General features: G+C 70.7%; 13 protein-coding genes and 1 tRNA gene. 7 read left to right on the top strand and 7 right to left on the bottom strand.

Annotated elements, in window-relative coordinates:
• Positions 1 to 140 precede the first annotated feature (140 nt).
• The 3 genes from ACIPJI_RS01520 (at position 141) to ACIPJI_RS01510 (ending at position 1,630) form a co-directional block, all read left to right on the top strand.
• Positions 141 to 213, top strand: a tRNA-Arg gene (locus ACIPJI_RS01520).
• 407 nt (positions 214 to 620) lie between these two features.
• Positions 621 to 1,109: a hypothetical protein gene (locus ACIPJI_RS01515; RefSeq protein ID WP_402243839.1), complete on the top strand. Its 489-nt coding sequence runs from the start codon at positions 621 to 623 to the stop codon at positions 1,107 to 1,109.
• 230 nt (positions 1,110 to 1,339) lie between these two features.
• Positions 1,340 to 1,630 carry a CPCC family cysteine-rich protein gene (locus ACIPJI_RS01510; protein WP_356624455.1) on the top strand — a complete coding sequence of 97 codons (291 nt, stop codon included), beginning with the start codon at positions 1,340 to 1,342 and terminating at the stop codon, positions 1,628 to 1,630.
• A gap of 184 nt (positions 1,631 to 1,814) precedes the next feature.
• Here the strand turns inward: ACIPJI_RS01510 and ACIPJI_RS01505 are convergent, their stop codons facing one another.
• Positions 1,815 to 2,270, bottom strand: coding sequence for a hypothetical protein (locus ACIPJI_RS01505; protein ID WP_307706475.1), 456 nt, complete (start codon positions 2,268 to 2,270; stop codon positions 1,815 to 1,817).
• A gap of 218 nt (positions 2,271 to 2,488) precedes the next feature.
• On the opposite strand from ACIPJI_RS01505, the gene ACIPJI_RS01500 reads away from it, so the two are divergent.
• The 3 genes from ACIPJI_RS01500 to ACIPJI_RS01490 all read left to right on the top strand — a co-directional run bounded on the left by ACIPJI_RS01500 (position 2,489) and on the right by ACIPJI_RS01490 (position 4,672).
• Entirely contained in the window at positions 2,489 to 2,890 is a 402-nt protein-coding gene (locus ACIPJI_RS01500; RefSeq protein ID WP_402243837.1) for a hypothetical protein, read from the top strand.
• Between the two features lie 118 nt (positions 2,891 to 3,008).
• Positions 3,009 to 3,770, top strand: a complete 762-nt coding sequence (locus ACIPJI_RS01495; RefSeq protein ID WP_402243836.1) for an ankyrin repeat domain-containing protein — start codon at positions 3,009 to 3,011, stop codon at positions 3,768 to 3,770.
• Between the two features lie 200 nt (positions 3,771 to 3,970).
• Positions 3,971 to 4,672 carry a DUF4142 domain-containing protein gene (locus ACIPJI_RS01490; RefSeq protein ID WP_402243834.1) on the top strand — a complete coding sequence of 234 codons (702 nt, stop codon included), beginning with the start codon at positions 3,971 to 3,973 and terminating at the stop codon, positions 4,670 to 4,672.
• Positions 4,673 to 4,877: 205 nt separating this feature from the next.
• Here the strand turns inward: ACIPJI_RS01490 and ACIPJI_RS01485 are convergent, their stop codons facing one another.
• Positions 4,878 to 5,378: a MarR family winged helix-turn-helix transcriptional regulator gene (locus ACIPJI_RS01485; protein ID WP_307710363.1), complete on the bottom strand. Its 501-nt coding sequence runs from the start codon at positions 5,376 to 5,378 to the stop codon at positions 4,878 to 4,880.
• 196 nt (positions 5,379 to 5,574) lie between these two features.
• Entirely contained in the window at positions 5,575 to 6,579 is a 1,005-nt protein-coding gene (locus tag ACIPJI_RS01480) for a PP2C family protein-serine/threonine phosphatase (protein ID WP_402244713.1), read from the bottom strand.
• 318 nt (positions 6,580 to 6,897) lie between these two features.
• On the opposite strand from ACIPJI_RS01480, the gene ACIPJI_RS01475 reads away from it, so the two are divergent.
• Entirely contained in the window at positions 6,898 to 7,395 is a 498-nt protein-coding gene (locus ACIPJI_RS01475) for a nitroreductase family deazaflavin-dependent oxidoreductase (RefSeq protein ID WP_402243833.1), read from the top strand.
• Positions 7,396 to 7,432: 37 nt separating this feature from the next.
• Here ACIPJI_RS01475 and ACIPJI_RS01470 read toward each other — a convergent pair whose 3' ends face one another.
• The 4 genes from ACIPJI_RS01470 to ACIPJI_RS01455 all read right to left on the bottom strand — a co-directional run bounded on the left by ACIPJI_RS01470 (position 7,433) and on the right by ACIPJI_RS01455 (position 13,558).
• The gene (locus ACIPJI_RS01470) at positions 7,433 to 7,900 is read right to left on the bottom strand and encodes a DUF1772 domain-containing protein (RefSeq protein WP_307706482.1); all 468 of its coding nucleotides are present in this window, start codon (positions 7,898 to 7,900) and stop codon (positions 7,433 to 7,435) included.
• Between the two features lie 258 nt (positions 7,901 to 8,158).
• Positions 8,159 to 9,769, bottom strand: a complete 1,611-nt coding sequence (locus ACIPJI_RS01465; protein ID WP_402243832.1) for a von Willebrand factor type A domain-containing protein — start codon at positions 9,767 to 9,769, stop codon at positions 8,159 to 8,161.
• A gap of 136 nt (positions 9,770 to 9,905) precedes the next feature.
• A complete protein-coding gene (locus tag ACIPJI_RS01460; RefSeq protein WP_356624467.1) occupies positions 9,906 to 10,793 on the bottom strand; it encodes an ABC transporter permease in 888 nt (295 codons plus the stop codon).
• Complete coding sequence (locus ACIPJI_RS01455) at positions 10,790 to 13,558, bottom strand: alpha/beta fold hydrolase (protein ID WP_356624469.1); 2,769 nt, start codon at positions 13,556 to 13,558, stop codon at positions 10,790 to 10,792. Before ACIPJI_RS01455 ends, ACIPJI_RS01460 begins: the two co-directional genes overlap by 4 nt.
• Between the last annotated feature and the right edge of the window lie 323 nt (positions 13,559 to 13,881).

Here is a 13,881-nt window from a genome sequence, read left to right as displayed (position 1 = left end):
TTATCGGTTCGCTTCACCGAACCTCCACATCGTGCCACGCAGGTGAAGCAACCGGGTCAAGGCGATCGGAGCCCTATCCTTGTGCCCGGCAAGGTCACGGAACACCCGAGGGGGGCTCCAGGCCACCGAGGCCATCACCGGCCCCCGTAGCTCAGTGGATAGAGCAGGCGCCTTCTAAGCGCTTGGCCGCAGGTTCGAGTCCTGCCGGGGGCGCACATCGTGCACCACCTTGAGGCCCTCCGACCCGGAGGGCCTTTTCGCTGGTCAGCGGCACATTAGCGGGTGGCGCGTAGCGGACACGTAAGCGCCGGACCGCCCTCGGGTGATCGCGAGGGCGGTCCGAGGCTGTCCGGCTGCCCCCGGGTTCCTGCGGGTGGCCCTGTCGAAAACGTGTCGAAGTTTCGTGGGCGGCTCAGCGATCTTGGGAGAGGTCGGGAAGACCTCCCGGCCTCGATCCGCCGCTGGTGGTCCTTGAGCTGACCCGGCACGCTGTTGCCCGCCCGTTCGGCGACCTGCGCCGGCGAGATGCCCGCCGAAGGGCGAGGCGACGTCCTGGGAGGCAGCACCCCAGAACAGCAATCTGCCGGCCGGAACACCTCGCGCCCTCCACGATGGCCGTCATGGACCGGTTGCAGGACAGTGCTTGGCAGTACGTGGCAGAGGTACTCCACTCCGAGGATCTTCCGATGCTCGCTGCGCACGCGCTCGTCGATGGCCACGATTCGCCCGCCCTGCGTGAGCTGGCCGGCCTGCCACGCCGGAGCGATGCGGATGAGGTCCGCGAGCTGTACGTCCAGGCCCTGCGGGAACTCGACGTGCATCTTCCTGACGAGGAGACGGCCGGCCGACGTCTCCTCGTAAGCCTCGCGTTCGGTCTCGTGCAAGGCGGGCTGAGTCCCAAGGAAGTGGCCGACCGGCTCTCGATGACGGTCGCGGCTCACACCCAGGAGGAGACGCGGTTCCTCTCCCTCGCAGCGGAGTACAGCGAATGGATCGGACCGGACGATCTCCCGGCATGGGAACACGATCTACAAGCCGCAGCCCAGTTGTTGGCAGCTTCCACCGACCTTGGTCCAGGCATCCACGTACCAGTTTCGCGACACGACTGACCCTCTCGCCTCGGCGCGCTCGGGCCAGATCCGTGCCGGATCGAGCGGTCAACCACGGACACTCGGAGCCCGTATGGGGCGAACGCCCGTCGGCAGACTCGATGGCATGGTCCGCCCGACGACACTGCGGGGACGTATCCACGCGTGGCGCCAGGCTTTAGCGACTGTGCCGCTGCAGGTTCGCATCTACAGGGTCGCCGTGGACTGCCACGGCGAGGCAAGATGCAGCCGTGGTCACTCCTTTCGTCAACATTCAAGGTCCGGCCGAGGACGGCCCATACCGCTGTCCCTGCTGCGGCTTTGTCACACTCGGCGAGCGCGGCACCTACGAAATCTGCTCCGTGTGCTTCTGGGAGGACGACGGGCAGGACGACCACGACGCGGATCGGGTTCGAGGCGGGCCAAACGGCCGACTGAGCCTCACCGAGGCTCGGCGCAACTTTCTTGCCATGCGGGCCTGTGACGAGCGGTGCACCCAGTTCGTGCGTGACCCTGTGCCGGAAGAACACCCGCCAGCCTGATATCACCATCCGGCATCAACGCCGCCGGACGGCAACGAACGGGCAGTCCGAATAAGCACCAAGCGGCAGGCCGCACGACCCCGTGTTCCGGCTGACGGCAGAGAACGCTTCGGCCGTTCGGCCTGGTCAGGGGCCCAAAGCGCTTGATACGCACCCGAGCCCCAAGCTGAGTGTCCGAATGATTTCAGGGAGTTATGTTGGGAAAATTCCGGGTAAGTGTAGGCCACCATGTGGGGTGCTGGCTCACAACAAACCGAATCGCGGGAGCACTCTCCAGCATTCCCTCGACATACTCGTCCCAACATTCGTAGTTGTCGGTTTCAGGCGCTAGCGACTTAATGAGAAGTCCATAGTCGAGGGAGTCGGCGAACAATTCTGCCAGCACGAGAACCCGAAGCCTCTCGGCTTCCGCTTGGGGCAGCGGACTTCGCGCGTAGAAGTAGGGTATATACTGCGGATTTTCGAATAGCATACCGCTGACGCCGTGAAGCCTGTCCAGGCTATTGTGAACAGCAGACGCGGCAGATATTCCGTTGTTTATGTTGGTCTGCCTAGCCAGCTCTCGGGTTTGTCGCGCGGCAAAGAGAATGGAGAGCACTGCGGCCAGTGAGGCGATCAGGCCAAATATGAGCGCTGCCAATGTTTCCCCCGTGAGAGCTTCCCCCTGCTAGTCGCTCACCTTCCCGCTGATGAGGGGCCCGACGCCTGGGCGTGGGGGCGGGTAGGAGTGCAACAGCGCACTCACGGGTGAGGTAGTGCGGAGGACATTGTTCCGAGCTACCTGCGCCTTTTGACGACTCGCTTCACAGCAGGCGATCTTCACGGGGCGATGTCAGCGGTCTTCTGTACGGTCTCGCCATGGCCGAGAGACCTACATCGAGCTGGCGCGAGGGCATCGAGGAAGAGCGACGCGAGCTGGCCGCCGGCACGCTGGATCCGGAGTGCGCGTGCATGGCAGCTCTCTTCCCCGACGCCCTGCTCATTGCGACCGATGGAGTCATGGATGCGTTTGAGGCCGACCTTCAAGAACTTCGTGAGGCCCCGGACGAGCGCGTCTTCGCTGCCGTCGAACGAGTCGTGTCGGCCCTGAACGCCATCAACGAGGAGCGCGGAGGCAGCGCTTACGAGACCGACGAGCGTGAGCAGTTGTGCGACTACATCGACCAAGCCCTCAACGAGCAGGGCATCGATGTCGTCGCCCTGACAGCACGACACGGCCTGGGGCGGCATCAACTCACGGACAAGTGGCGGCGTTGGTGACAGGCCCCCTGACGAACACCCGTCGAAGTTGTGCACGCTGTACGTACAGAAGCGTCCGACCGATGCCGTCTGCATCACTTCGTCCCGGCCCCGCCCCCGCGTCAGCGACCCTGTTCCCATGCTGACCCTCGATTCGCAGGACCCGCTCGCTCTCGCCGTCACCGGTGCCGTCCGGGGCGGTGAACTCGTGCTGCTCGGGCGGCTGCTCGAGGAGCATCCGGGGCTTGCTCGGGCGCGGATCGTCGAGGGGCGCGAAGGATGTGGGCCGGGTGGGCGGAGTCTGCTGCATGTCGTCGCGGACTGGCCCGGGCACTTCCCGGAAGGGCCGCGGACCGTCGCGGCACTGGCCGGCGCCGGCTCCGATCCCGGGGCGCGGTTCAGCGGCGCGCACGCGGAGACGCCGCTGCACTGGGCGGCGTCCAGCAACGACATCGCCGTGCTGGACGCGCTCGTCGCGGCCGGGGCCGACATCGAAGCGGACGGGGCCGTCATCGGGGGCGGTACGCCGCTCGCCGACGCCTGCGGGTTCGGGCAGTGGGAGGCCGCGTACCGGCTCGTCGAGCTGGGGGCTCGTACGACGCTCGACGAGGCAGCCGCCCTCGGGCTGCTCGACCGTGTCGAGGGATACGTCACGGGCTCGGCCGCACCGACGCCCGACGAAATCACCCGCGCCTTCTGGGGCGCCTGCCACGGTGGGCAACTGGCCACCGTCCAGTACCTGCTGGCGCGCGGCGCGCACCTCGACCAGGTGGGCCACGGCGGCATGACGCCCCTCGACATCGCCCGCGCACAGGAAGAACAACAGGCGCGGGGAGCCCGGGACGTCGTCGCCTGGCTGATCGACCAGGGGGCGCACACGGGGGCGGAGATTTCGGAGTAGAGCATCCGCACGCTCCGCACCTCGCCCCGCCGAACGCCTCGGACCTCGCCCCCCGTCACACCCCGTACGGCCCGTACGTACGGCGCGCGTTGAACATCCCGGCTCACGCGTCCGTACTCATCTCCGCGTGCCGTGCCAGCCGCCACAACAGCTCCCGAATGCCATCTGTCACTTTCTCAATGCCGAGCCGGGAGGCATCAATGCATTCGAACCGACGTGCAGCACGCTCCAAGGTTTCCGTGCGGGTCGTCGCCATGGTCACCGCCGCCGTCGCCGCGGCCGCGCTGGTGGTCGTGTCGCTGCAGACAGGCAGCGGGGAGGCGACCGCGGGGACCACGGCGACGGGCGGGGCCGCCCAGCACGGCACCGGTCACGCCGGCGCCGGCTTCTCGGGGGCGACGGCCGCGGAGGCGCAGGGGCCGCAGAAGGTGACCGAGGTCGACCGGACATTCCTGGTGAAGGTACGGCAGGCGGGACTCTGGGAGATCCCCGCAGGGCGGCTGGCCCAGACCCACGCCTCCAGTGAGGCCGTGAAGCGGGCCGGGCTGCATCTGCTCGACGGTCACAGCAAGCTCGACCAGCTCGTGCGGGAGGACGCCAAGATCCTGGGTGTGGAGCTGCCCAACGAGGCCACCGAGGAGCAGCAGGGCTTCGTGACGCAGTTGGAGAACGCCCAGGGCGCCGAGTTCGACCGGATCTTCGCGAACCTGCTGCGTTCCTCGCACGGCAAGATCTTCGCCACGATCGCCGAGGTCAGGGCCGCCACACAGAACGACCTGATCCGCCGTCACGCCCGTCAGGCGAACCAGACGGTGCTGGACCACATGGAGGTCCTCGAGGACACCGGGCTCGTCGACGCCGCGACCTTCTCGGAGGTCGAGGCGGCGGTCGCGCCGAAGTGACCCGCCGCACCGCCTCCGCGCAGTTCGGCGGACCCGATTCGGCCAAGGGGAAGCAAAATCCCTTGCACTGTGCAATGCTTCTCGTGGTGGAGGACCCGGCTGCTCGCCGGCCTCTGCCCGGGAGCGGCACTGGCACGGTGACGCAGCTCGACCACCGCACGCCGGCGATGTCGACCGGGTCCTCCCCGCCAGGCCTTCGGCGGTGTCAGCTGCCCGGTCGCGGCCCCATGTCCGACCAGCCCAGCGGGTACAACTCGCCGTCCTCTTCGGGCACAGCCGGTTCGCCGCCGGCCTCCGTGAAGGCGGCCAGGGCGCCGATCAGCGCGGCCCGCTGCGACGGGTCGAGCCGTTCGACGATGGCCGCGATCTCCTTACGGCGCTGGGCCGTGACGTCCTCTACGATGCGCCGGCCCTCCGTCGTCAGCCGCAGCACCGTCTCACGCCGGTTGTCCGGGTTGACCTGCCGGTCGGCCAGGCCCGCCGCGATCAGCCGGTCCATCATGCGCATCGCCGTCGACGGGTTCACACCGAGCCGGTCGGCGAGTACGACCAGCTTGGCCGGCCCCTCCAGCGACAGCACGACCAACAGCCGGAACTGGGGCAACGTCACCCGGTCCTCGACCGCGGCGAGCGAGCGGGCCGAGAGGGCGACGAGCAGCCGGGACGCGGTCAGCACCGCACGGGTCACGGCGTCGACGTCGTCCATCCCCCGCGAGGAGTACGAGGAGTGCGCTGGTTCGGTCATTTCTTCTTTGTACCGCGCGGCGCCCCGGTGCCGTGCGGCGGCCTCACGCCAAGTGTCCTGGCCGGGGGTCGCCCAGCCCGTCGTTCGGCCCGCGGCGGCGGACGGAAAGGAACCGGGCGCCGACATGCCGACGTCCCGCCGTGCCGCCAGACCGCCGTCATTCCCGGCGGTGGCGGATCAGCAGCATCGCCGCGTCGTCGTGCGGCGGCGCCTGTGCGTACTGCTCCAGGTCCGCGCGGAGTTCCGCAAGCGCCGCCTCCGGGTCCTGGGTCCTCAGCAGATGGCCACGCTCGCCGAGCGGGTAGAACCGGCCGCTCCGGTCGCGGGTCTCGGTGACCCCGTCGGTGTAGAGGAACATCTGGTCCCCCGGCGCGAAGTCGGCGGTGAACGGCTCCGGGGCGGACGCCCCATGGAGGCCGAGCCCGAGCGGCAGGGCCCGCCTGGGTGGCTCCGCGAAGGAGACCGTTCCGTCGCTGCGCACGACCATCGGCGCGGGATGCCCGTAGTTGAGCAGGGTCACGCCCTTGCCCGGCTCCAGTTCCGCGAGCACCGCGGTGACGAACTTCTCCCCGCCCTGAAGCTCCCGTTCGAGGGCCCGCTCGAGCCGCTCGCCGACGCCTGCCAGGCCCTCTTCCTCGTGCGCCGCCTCCCGGAAGGCGCCGAGGACGACCGCTGCCGTCTCGACCGCCTCGAGCCCCTTGCCCTGGACGTCGCCGACGATGACCCGCACGCCGCCCGGTGAGATGACCACCTCGTACAGGTCGCCGCCGATACGGGCTTCCGCGACCGCGGAGGTGTAGGAGACGGCCACCCGCAGATGGCCCGCCGTGCGCGGCACGGGCCGCAGCAGGACACGCTGCGCGACCTCCGCGATGGAACGCATGCTGGCGAGCTCGGCCTCCCGCCGCTGCCGCATCACCGCGGCAGCCACCGCCGCTCCGGTCACTCCGGCGACCGAGGCCATGGCGGAGTACCAGCGGCGTTCGCCGAGCACCCCGTCGTAGATCCCGAGGCCGAAGCAGAAGCCCAGCGACAGGACGCCGATCAGTGCCGTACGCCGCCAACCGCCCACGAGTCCGGCGAAGGCGGGACCGAGCGAGACGAGGGCGAGAAATCCCACGCTCGACCCGGCTGTCACGTCGACCAGGGCGACTATGCCCATCACCACGAACGGGAGGGCGGACAGCAGTCGGGAGCGCGACGGGATCTGCTCGGCCAAAGTCGGACTCCGCGGGTGATCGGCTGGCGGGAAACGGTCTCCGTCGGCGACACGGCCACGCGGCAGCCGTGCGCGCGGAAGAGCGGCGCGGCCGCCCCCGTCGACCCCTCACCACTCTTAGACTATGCAAAGGTTGCACAGTCGAATCGTCCTGCTCCGCCCCCGTTACCGAATCGAAGCCGCTCTCAGAGAACTCTCGGCCCCAGGCCGCCGACACGGCCCCCGCCCCCTCCGTACCGCACCGCACAGAGAGGCAGGTACGTGACTTCTCCGCACCCCGCGCCGCAGCGTCCCCCGCTCCCCGTCGGTGCCGAACGCTTCGTCGCCAGGCTGCCGGTCCACCTCTACCGGATCGGCCTCGGACCCCTGTTCGGGCAGCGTCTGCTGCTGATCCACACCGGTCGTACGTCGGGGCTGACCCGCAAGACGGTCATCGAGGTGGTGGAATCCGACCGGACGGGCGGATCGTGGACGGTGGCGTCGGGCTTCGGACCCCGGGCCCAGTGGTACCGCAACCTCCTCCACACCCCCCAGGCCACCATCCAGGTCGGCCGCCGCTACTACCCGGTGACGGCGCAGCCCGTCACACCGGAGGAGGGCGGCCGGCTCATGGCCCGCTACGCGCCCCGCCATCCGCTCGCCGCCCGGTGGCTGTGCCGGTTCATGGGGTACGAGGTCGACGGCAGCGAGGCCGACTACCGCCGGGTGGGCGAATCGATCCCGTTCCTGCGGCTCGAGGCGGCACCCGGCAGTTATTGACGGGCGCGGCGACTCACACCACAGCCGTCACCGCGTCTCAAGAGGTCGCGGCGCACACCATGAGCACGAACGCAGCGAAGGCGAACAGGGTGCGCACCAGGTGCAGGGCGTTCCACTTGCCCTCGAACGCGGCCCGGACCTCCCGTGCGGGCCGAGGCGAGTTCTCGGCCGCCGCGAGGGCGTTGTTGAGCGGCACGTTCCCGGCGCTGGTGATGACGTGGCCGACGAACGCGCAGACGAGTGCGGCGATGACCAGCCAGCGGTCGGTGGCGGTGCGGCCGTCGACGGGGACGAAGAGCGCCGCGAGGGGGAATCCCAGGCTGCCGAGGAAGGCCAGCATGAACGTGCCGCGTGGCACCTTCTCGTTGATGCGGCGCATGGCCGGCACGAACTGTTCGTCGGACAGGGTCGCGAGCGCGGGCATGATGCCCGTCTGGAAGATCACGAAGAAGCCGGCGTACAGACCGGTGGACACGACGGCGAGGGCGAGGAGAAGGGTGGCCATGCCGTTCATGATGGCCTGACGCGGAGGGCGGCGCGCCGTGTTTTCGGACGGCGTGCGGCGGTTCGAGGCCGGTTTCCCACCGGTCTCGAACCATCCTCCAACCGCTTGCGAACCGCGCTCCGACCGGCCGCGAGCGGAGCCCGCCCGACGGCCGGTCAGCTGCCCTGAGTCGCTGCCCGGCCGAGGAGGGCGGTACGGCCCCGGCCGCCCCGCCCTGTCGGCCGCCGGACCGCCCTCGCCCTCGCATCTCGCCGGAGGTCAGAACCGCCCCGACCGCCGCGCCCGCTCGATCGCGTCGGCCAGTTCCTCCACGGCGCTGTCCTCCGTGGACCTCGCGAGCGCCCGTGCCCGGTCCTCCAGCGTGCCGAGGCCCGGCGCGCCCGGCACGGAGCCTCCGCGCAGCGACTCGGCGAAGTACGCGGCGACCGCCGTGATCTGGAGCCGCTTCGACGGTGCGTCCCACAGGGCCCCGTCGATCGCGTCGGTCTCCACGGTGCCGCTCTCCTCGTGCGGCGCCCGGGTCCTGGGGTCGAGCCAGCGCACGGTCGCGGTGGCGACGTGGCCGCGCGCGCCGTCCCGCAGGCGTACCGCGTAGAGCGCGGTGACCGTGTGGCCGGGGCCCACTTCGCCGCCGTCCACCCGGTCGTTGCGGAAGTCGTCGTCCGCGACCTCCCGGTTCTCGTAGCCGATGAGCCGGAACTGCTGGACGGTCTGCGGGTCGAACGCGACCTGGGCCTTGGCGTCCCGCGCCCGCAGTTCGACGTGACGGGGCAGCTGGTCGACGAAGACCTTGCGCGCCTCCTCGTCGGTGGAGACGTACGTGGTGTGCCCGTCGCCCTTGTCGGCGAGGCGTTCCATCAGGTCGTCGCCGTAGTCGCTGCCGACGCCGACGCCGAACAGGGTGATGCCGTGCTCGCGGCGGGCGTCGTCGATCCGCTCGAGGATCGCCTCCGCCTCCGTCTCGCCGGTGTTGGCGAGGGCGTCGGACAGCAGCACCACACGGTTGGTGGCGCCCTTCCTGCGGCCTTCCACTGCCTCGTCGTAGCCGGTCGTGACGCCCGCCTCGACGTTGGTGGAGTCGGTCGGCTCCAGCTCGTCGACGACGGAGCGGATGCGGTCGCGGTTGCCGTCGAGGCGGGTCATGGGCAGCCGGGTCTCCGCCTCGTCGCTGAAGGTGACGACGGCGATGGAGTCGTCGTCACGCAGCTGGTCGGTGAGGGTGCCGAGCGACTTCTTCACGAGGTCGAGCCGGCCGGGCTCCGCCATGGAGCCGGAGATGTCGATCACGAAGGTGAGCGCGGCGGGGGGCCGGTCGGCCTCCCGGCCGACGGGCCGGGTTGCGAGCCCCACACGGACCAGGGACCAGTCGCCGTCCTCGTACCCTTCGGCGTCCTGGGTCTGCGGCTTGATCTCGCCTTCACCGCCACCGGCGCCGTCGCCCGCCCGGGCTCCGTCGACCGTCACGGTGAACCCGTCACCCTTGGGCCTGGGATAGTCCTGCCGGAAGCTGTTGATGAACTCCTCCGGCCGGACCTGGTGCCGGCCGGGCGCTCCGCCCTCCTTGAGCAGGCGGCGCGTGTAGTCGTACGAGGCGGTGTCCACGTCGAGCGCGAACGTCGAGAGGTAGTCGGCGGGCGGCGCGATGTCCCGCTTCTCCTCCCCCGACGTGTCCCGGTCCGGCCCGCCCTTGCCCCCGTCCGGTACGACTGGCGCGGGCGCGCCGTCCGGCGCCGGCGCGTACCCCTCGGAGGAGTCGGTCGCCAAGTTCTCCGAGCCGCCGCAGCCCGCGGTGAGGAGCACACCGCCGGCCAGGGCGGCCGCCACGACCGCCTTGCCCAACCTCGTACGCGTCGCTGTTCGGAATGTCATCCGGACTCCCCCTCGTGTCGTCGGCACTTGTGAATGTGACGTCCGAGAGGGCCGGCGGGAGCAGTCGGCAGAGTTGCGGAAGAGTCTCAATGCGGCAACGGGCCCGGCGCTTTGCCCGCTACGCCCCGCATTGCCCCTACGAGACGATGTCCTTACGGGCGAAGTTGCGGAACGCGAGCGCGAAAAGGACCAGCGCGTACGTGACGGAGACCGCGGATCCCTTGAGCATGCCGCTCCACTCCAGCTGCGGCTGGAGGGCGTCGATCCAGGCGAACTGCCAGTGGGCGGGGAGGACTTCGCGCCAGCCGCCCAGCGCGGTGACGGCGTCGAGCACGTTGCCGACGATCGTCAGGCCCACGGCTCCGCCGACCGCGCCCAGCGGAGCATCGGTCTTCGTGGAGAGCCAGAACGCCAGCCCGGCGGTCACCAGTTGGGAGACGAACACGAACGCCACGACCAGGCCGATCCGGGCCAGGGTGTCGGCGGCCGCCAGCGATCCGCCGGTGGGCAGCTCCAGCGGCCCCCAGCCGTAGGCGATCGTCCCGGAGACCAGGCCCACCAGCGGCAGCAGCAGCATCGCCGCCGCGCTGAAGCCCAGCGCCACGGCCAGCTTGGACCACAGCAGTCTGGTGCGCGGTACCGGTGCGGCCAGCAGATAGCGCAGGGACGACCAGTTGGCCTCCGACGCGACCGTGTCGCCGTGGAACAACGCCACCGGCACCACGAGAAGGAAGCCGGCCGACACGAACAGGCAGGTGGCCGCGAAGTTCGCGCCCGACGCCGTGGCGGTGTCCATCAGCGTGATCCGGCCGTTGTCCCGGCCGTCCGGGGTGCCGCCGATCGCGAAGGCCGCGATCAGGACGAGCGGCAGCGCGCCCAGTACCCCGGCCATCACCAGCGTCCGGCGGCGCTTCAGCTGCCGCATCGCCTCCACCCTCAGCGGCAGCGTGCGGCGGGCACGGTAGCCGGGCGCGGACCCGACGAGCACGGGCCTCGTCGTGCCGGTCTCCACGGGCGCGCTCATGCGGAGCCTCCGATCAGGGTGAGGAACGCGTCCTCCAGGCGGCGGTGCGGGCCTACGCCCGTCAGGGGCACGTCCATGCGCACCAGTTCGGTGATCATCTCGGTGGCGGTCGCTCCGTCGAGCCGTACGAGCAGTCCGTCGCCGGTGCGGACCGCGGAACCGATCCCGGGCAGAGCGGCGATCTTCTCGACGAGCTGCTCCGGCACCTCGCCGTCGGTGGTGACGAGCAGGGTGTCGCTCTCGCCGGTGATCTCCGCCACCGGTCCGGCCTGTACGAGCCGACCACGGTCCATGACCACCAGGTGGGTGCAGGACTGCTCCACCTCGGAGAGGAGATGGCTGGAGACGATGACGGTCCGGCCGCCCTCGGCGTAGCGGATCATCACGTCCCGCATCTCACGGATCTGCGGCGGGTCGAGCCCGTTGGTCGGCTCGTCGAGGATGAGCAGGTCCGGCATGCCGAGCATGGCCTGGGCGATGGCGAGCCGCTGGCGCATGCCCTGGGAGTAGGTGCGCACCGCGCGGGCCAGCGCGTCGCCGAGGCCGGCGATCTCCAGGGCCTCCTCGATGTGCGCGTCGGCCGCGGGACGGCCGGTGGCCTGCCAGTACAGCTCCAGGTTGTCGCGCCCCGACAGGTGCGGCAGGAATCCGGCGCCCTCGACGAACGCGCCGACCCGGGAGAGGACGGGCGCGCCCGGCCTGATCGCGTGGCCGAAGACCCTGATCTCGCCCGCGTCGGGCCGGATCAGACCCATGAGCATCCGCAGGGTGGTGGTCTTGCCGGCGCCGTTGGGGCCGAGGAGGCCGAGCACCTGGCCCTTCTCGACGCGGAAGGACAGGTCCCGCACCGCGTAGCGGTCGGCGGAGCGGGAGTACTTCTTGGAGAGTCCGGTGATCTCCAGTGGCACGTCGGCGCGTTCCGCGTCCGGGGGCGGGGCGAGGGTGCGGCGACGGGCGGTGAGCAGCAGCGCCGCTGCCACGACCGCGCCCGCGGCGGGCATCGCCCAGACCCACCACGGCAGGCCGGCCGCCTGTGTCTTCACGGCGGGCGCGGTGGGCACAGAGAGCTGCCCGGCGAGGGAGACGGTGTATCTGGCGGGGGCGGCCGGGGACGCGTAGCCGAGGTCGGTCGCCGACAGCACGAGACGCAGCCGGTGCCCGGCGTCGACCTCGTGGTCGACGGCCGGCAGGGTCAGCTCGACCTCCTTCCCGGCCTTCGCGTCCTCGACCCGTACAGGGGCGACGAGCTGGGAGGGCAGCACCTGCTGCCTGCCGTCCGGCCCGACGTCGTAGACCTTGCCGAACAGGACGGCGTCACCGCTGTCCGAGGCCACCTTCACCCTGACGGTGGGCGAGCCGGTGATCCGGACGGAGCTGTCGAGCGGCTTCGACGCGAAGCTCGCGAACTGACCAGGGAAGTCCAGGGACAGGCCGACGCCCAGGGACGACAGCGCGCCGGCGCCGCCGCTGAGGCCGGGGACGGCGGAGATGGCGGGCGGGGTGCCGCCCGCCGGGTTGGAGAACCGTTGCTCGCGTCCGGCGAGCGCGAACTGCCGGGTGCCGTCGGTCAGGCCGGGGTAGGCGGGGCCGGTCGCTCCGCGCAGCAGTGCCTGGCCGTCGGTGGAGTCGACGCCGCCGGTGCGGCTGACGCGGAAGGCGGGACCGGTGTCCACGCTCCTGTCCTGCTTCAGGTACCGGTCGAACCAGTCGCCGATGCGGCCTTGCACACGGCCGGTCTCCCGGTCGCCGCCGTCGTGGCCCCCGGCGATCCAGTCGACGGCGACGGGTGCGCCGTTGGCGCGGATCGTCTTCGCCATGGCGTCGGCGTGCGAGAGCGGGAACAGCGAGTCGGACCGGCCCTGCACGATCAGCGCGGGCGTTTTGATGCGGTCGCCGACCGCGGAAGGGCTGCGGCTCTCGAGGAGCTCGCGAGCCTCGGCGTCGGGCTTGCCGGCCACGGCGACCCGCTCGTACATCGCGCACAGGGCGGGCTCGAAGGGTCCGCATCCGGCCGGGTTCGCGGGGGCGGGCGCTGCGGCCTCGCCGGATGCGGCGGCCGCCTGGTCCCCGCCCGCCGGGGCCTCGCCCGCGGGCGGCTCCTCGGGGGTGTCGGGCCGGACCTGGCCGCTTCCGGGGGCCGTGTCCAGGGAGGCGGCGGAGCCGGTCGAGAAGAAGATCCCGGCCCACAGCTTCTTGAAGACACCGTCGGGGAACAGGGCGTCCGCGAGGTTCCAGTACGTGATCTGAGGTGCGATCGCGTCGACCCGGCGGTCGTACGCCGCGCCGAGCAGGGAGATCGCGCCGCCGTACGAAGAACCGCTCATGCCGACGCGCGGGTCGCCGTCGGCGTCCAGCGTCACCTCCGGCCGCTTCGCCAGCCAGTCGATCAGCCGGGAGACGTCCTTGACCTCGCGGTCCGGGTCGTTGAGCCCGATCCGACCGGTCGAGCGGCCGAAGCCGCGGGCCGACCAGGTCAGTACGGCGTACCCGTCGCGGGCCAGCTGCTCGGCCTGCGCGCGGACGTCCTCCTTGCTGCCGCCGAAGCCGTGCCCGAGCAGGACGGCGGGCCGCCGCTCGTCGCCGCCGCTGGTGAAGTACGAGGTGTCGATCTTCGCCCCGGGCATGCTGTGCACCCGGTCCTCGCGGTGCACGGCGGGCGCGGCGTCGTCGGCGACGGCGGTCCACGTGCCGGCGCCGGCGAGTACGGCGAAGGCGGCGACGCCCGCGAACCATCGGCCCCGCGGCCGGGGAAGTCGGATCTCCATGGTGGAAACCCTAAGCGCACGGCGTCCCGCCGTCGGCTGCCGCCGGGTGGAACCGGTGTGCCTCCTGAAGTAGTACGCGCTGCCGCCCGCGTACACCGGCCGCGGTACGGAAGGTGCTCGGGAGCACCGGCACGGAGACGACGTGAACACCGGACATTCCGGACTCGTGATGGTGGCCACACAAGATCCGCACTTACTGAACCCCTCTCAGAAGGGGTACTTTTCCGGCCAGTTACTGATCAGTCGCACCCTTGTGTCGTAGGTCACACCACGGGACCCTGGCTCTCGCAACCGCACGTCCTGGCACCATGCACGCCCGTACT

The organism is Streptomyces sp. NPDC086835, from assembly GCF_044745705.1.
Classification (GTDB): Bacteria; Actinomycetota; Actinomycetes; order Streptomycetales; family Streptomycetaceae; genus Streptomyces.
The sequence above is the reverse complement of the archived record's forward strand: the minus strand, read 5'-3'. Positions and strand labels throughout refer to the sequence as shown.

Coding starts and splice junctions, on each gene's coding strand:
- ACIPJI_RS01460 (WP_356624467.1), bottom strand. CDS start 10,793: ATGAGCGCGCCCGTGGAGACCGGCACGACGAGGCCCGTGCTCGTCGGG.
- ACIPJI_RS01495 (WP_402243836.1), top strand. CDS start 3,009: ATGCTGACCCTCGATTCGCAGGACCCGCTCGCTCTCGCCGTCACCGGT.
- ACIPJI_RS01485 (WP_307710363.1), bottom strand. CDS start 5,378: ATGGACGACGTCGACGCCGTGACCCGTGCGGTGCTGACCGCGTCCCGG.
- ACIPJI_RS01490 (WP_402243834.1), top strand. CDS start 3,971: ATGCATTCGAACCGACGTGCAGCACGCTCCAAGGTTTCCGTGCGGGTC.
- ACIPJI_RS01455 (WP_356624469.1), bottom strand. CDS start 13,558: ATGGAGATCCGACTTCCCCGGCCGCGGGGCCGATGGTTCGCGGGCGTC.
- ACIPJI_RS01465 (WP_402243832.1), bottom strand. CDS start 9,769: ATGACATTCCGAACAGCGACGCGTACGAGGTTGGGCAAGGCGGTCGTG.
- ACIPJI_RS01515 (WP_402243839.1), top strand. CDS start 621: ATGGACCGGTTGCAGGACAGTGCTTGGCAGTACGTGGCAGAGGTACTC.
- ACIPJI_RS01470 (WP_307706482.1), bottom strand. CDS start 7,900: ATGGCCACCCTTCTCCTCGCCCTCGCCGTCGTGTCCACCGGTCTGTAC.
- ACIPJI_RS01500 (WP_402243837.1), top strand. CDS start 2,489: ATGGCCGAGAGACCTACATCGAGCTGGCGCGAGGGCATCGAGGAAGAG.
- ACIPJI_RS01480 (WP_402244713.1), bottom strand. CDS start 6,579: ATGGGCATAGTCGCCCTGGTCGACGTGACAGCCGGGTCGAGCGTGGGA.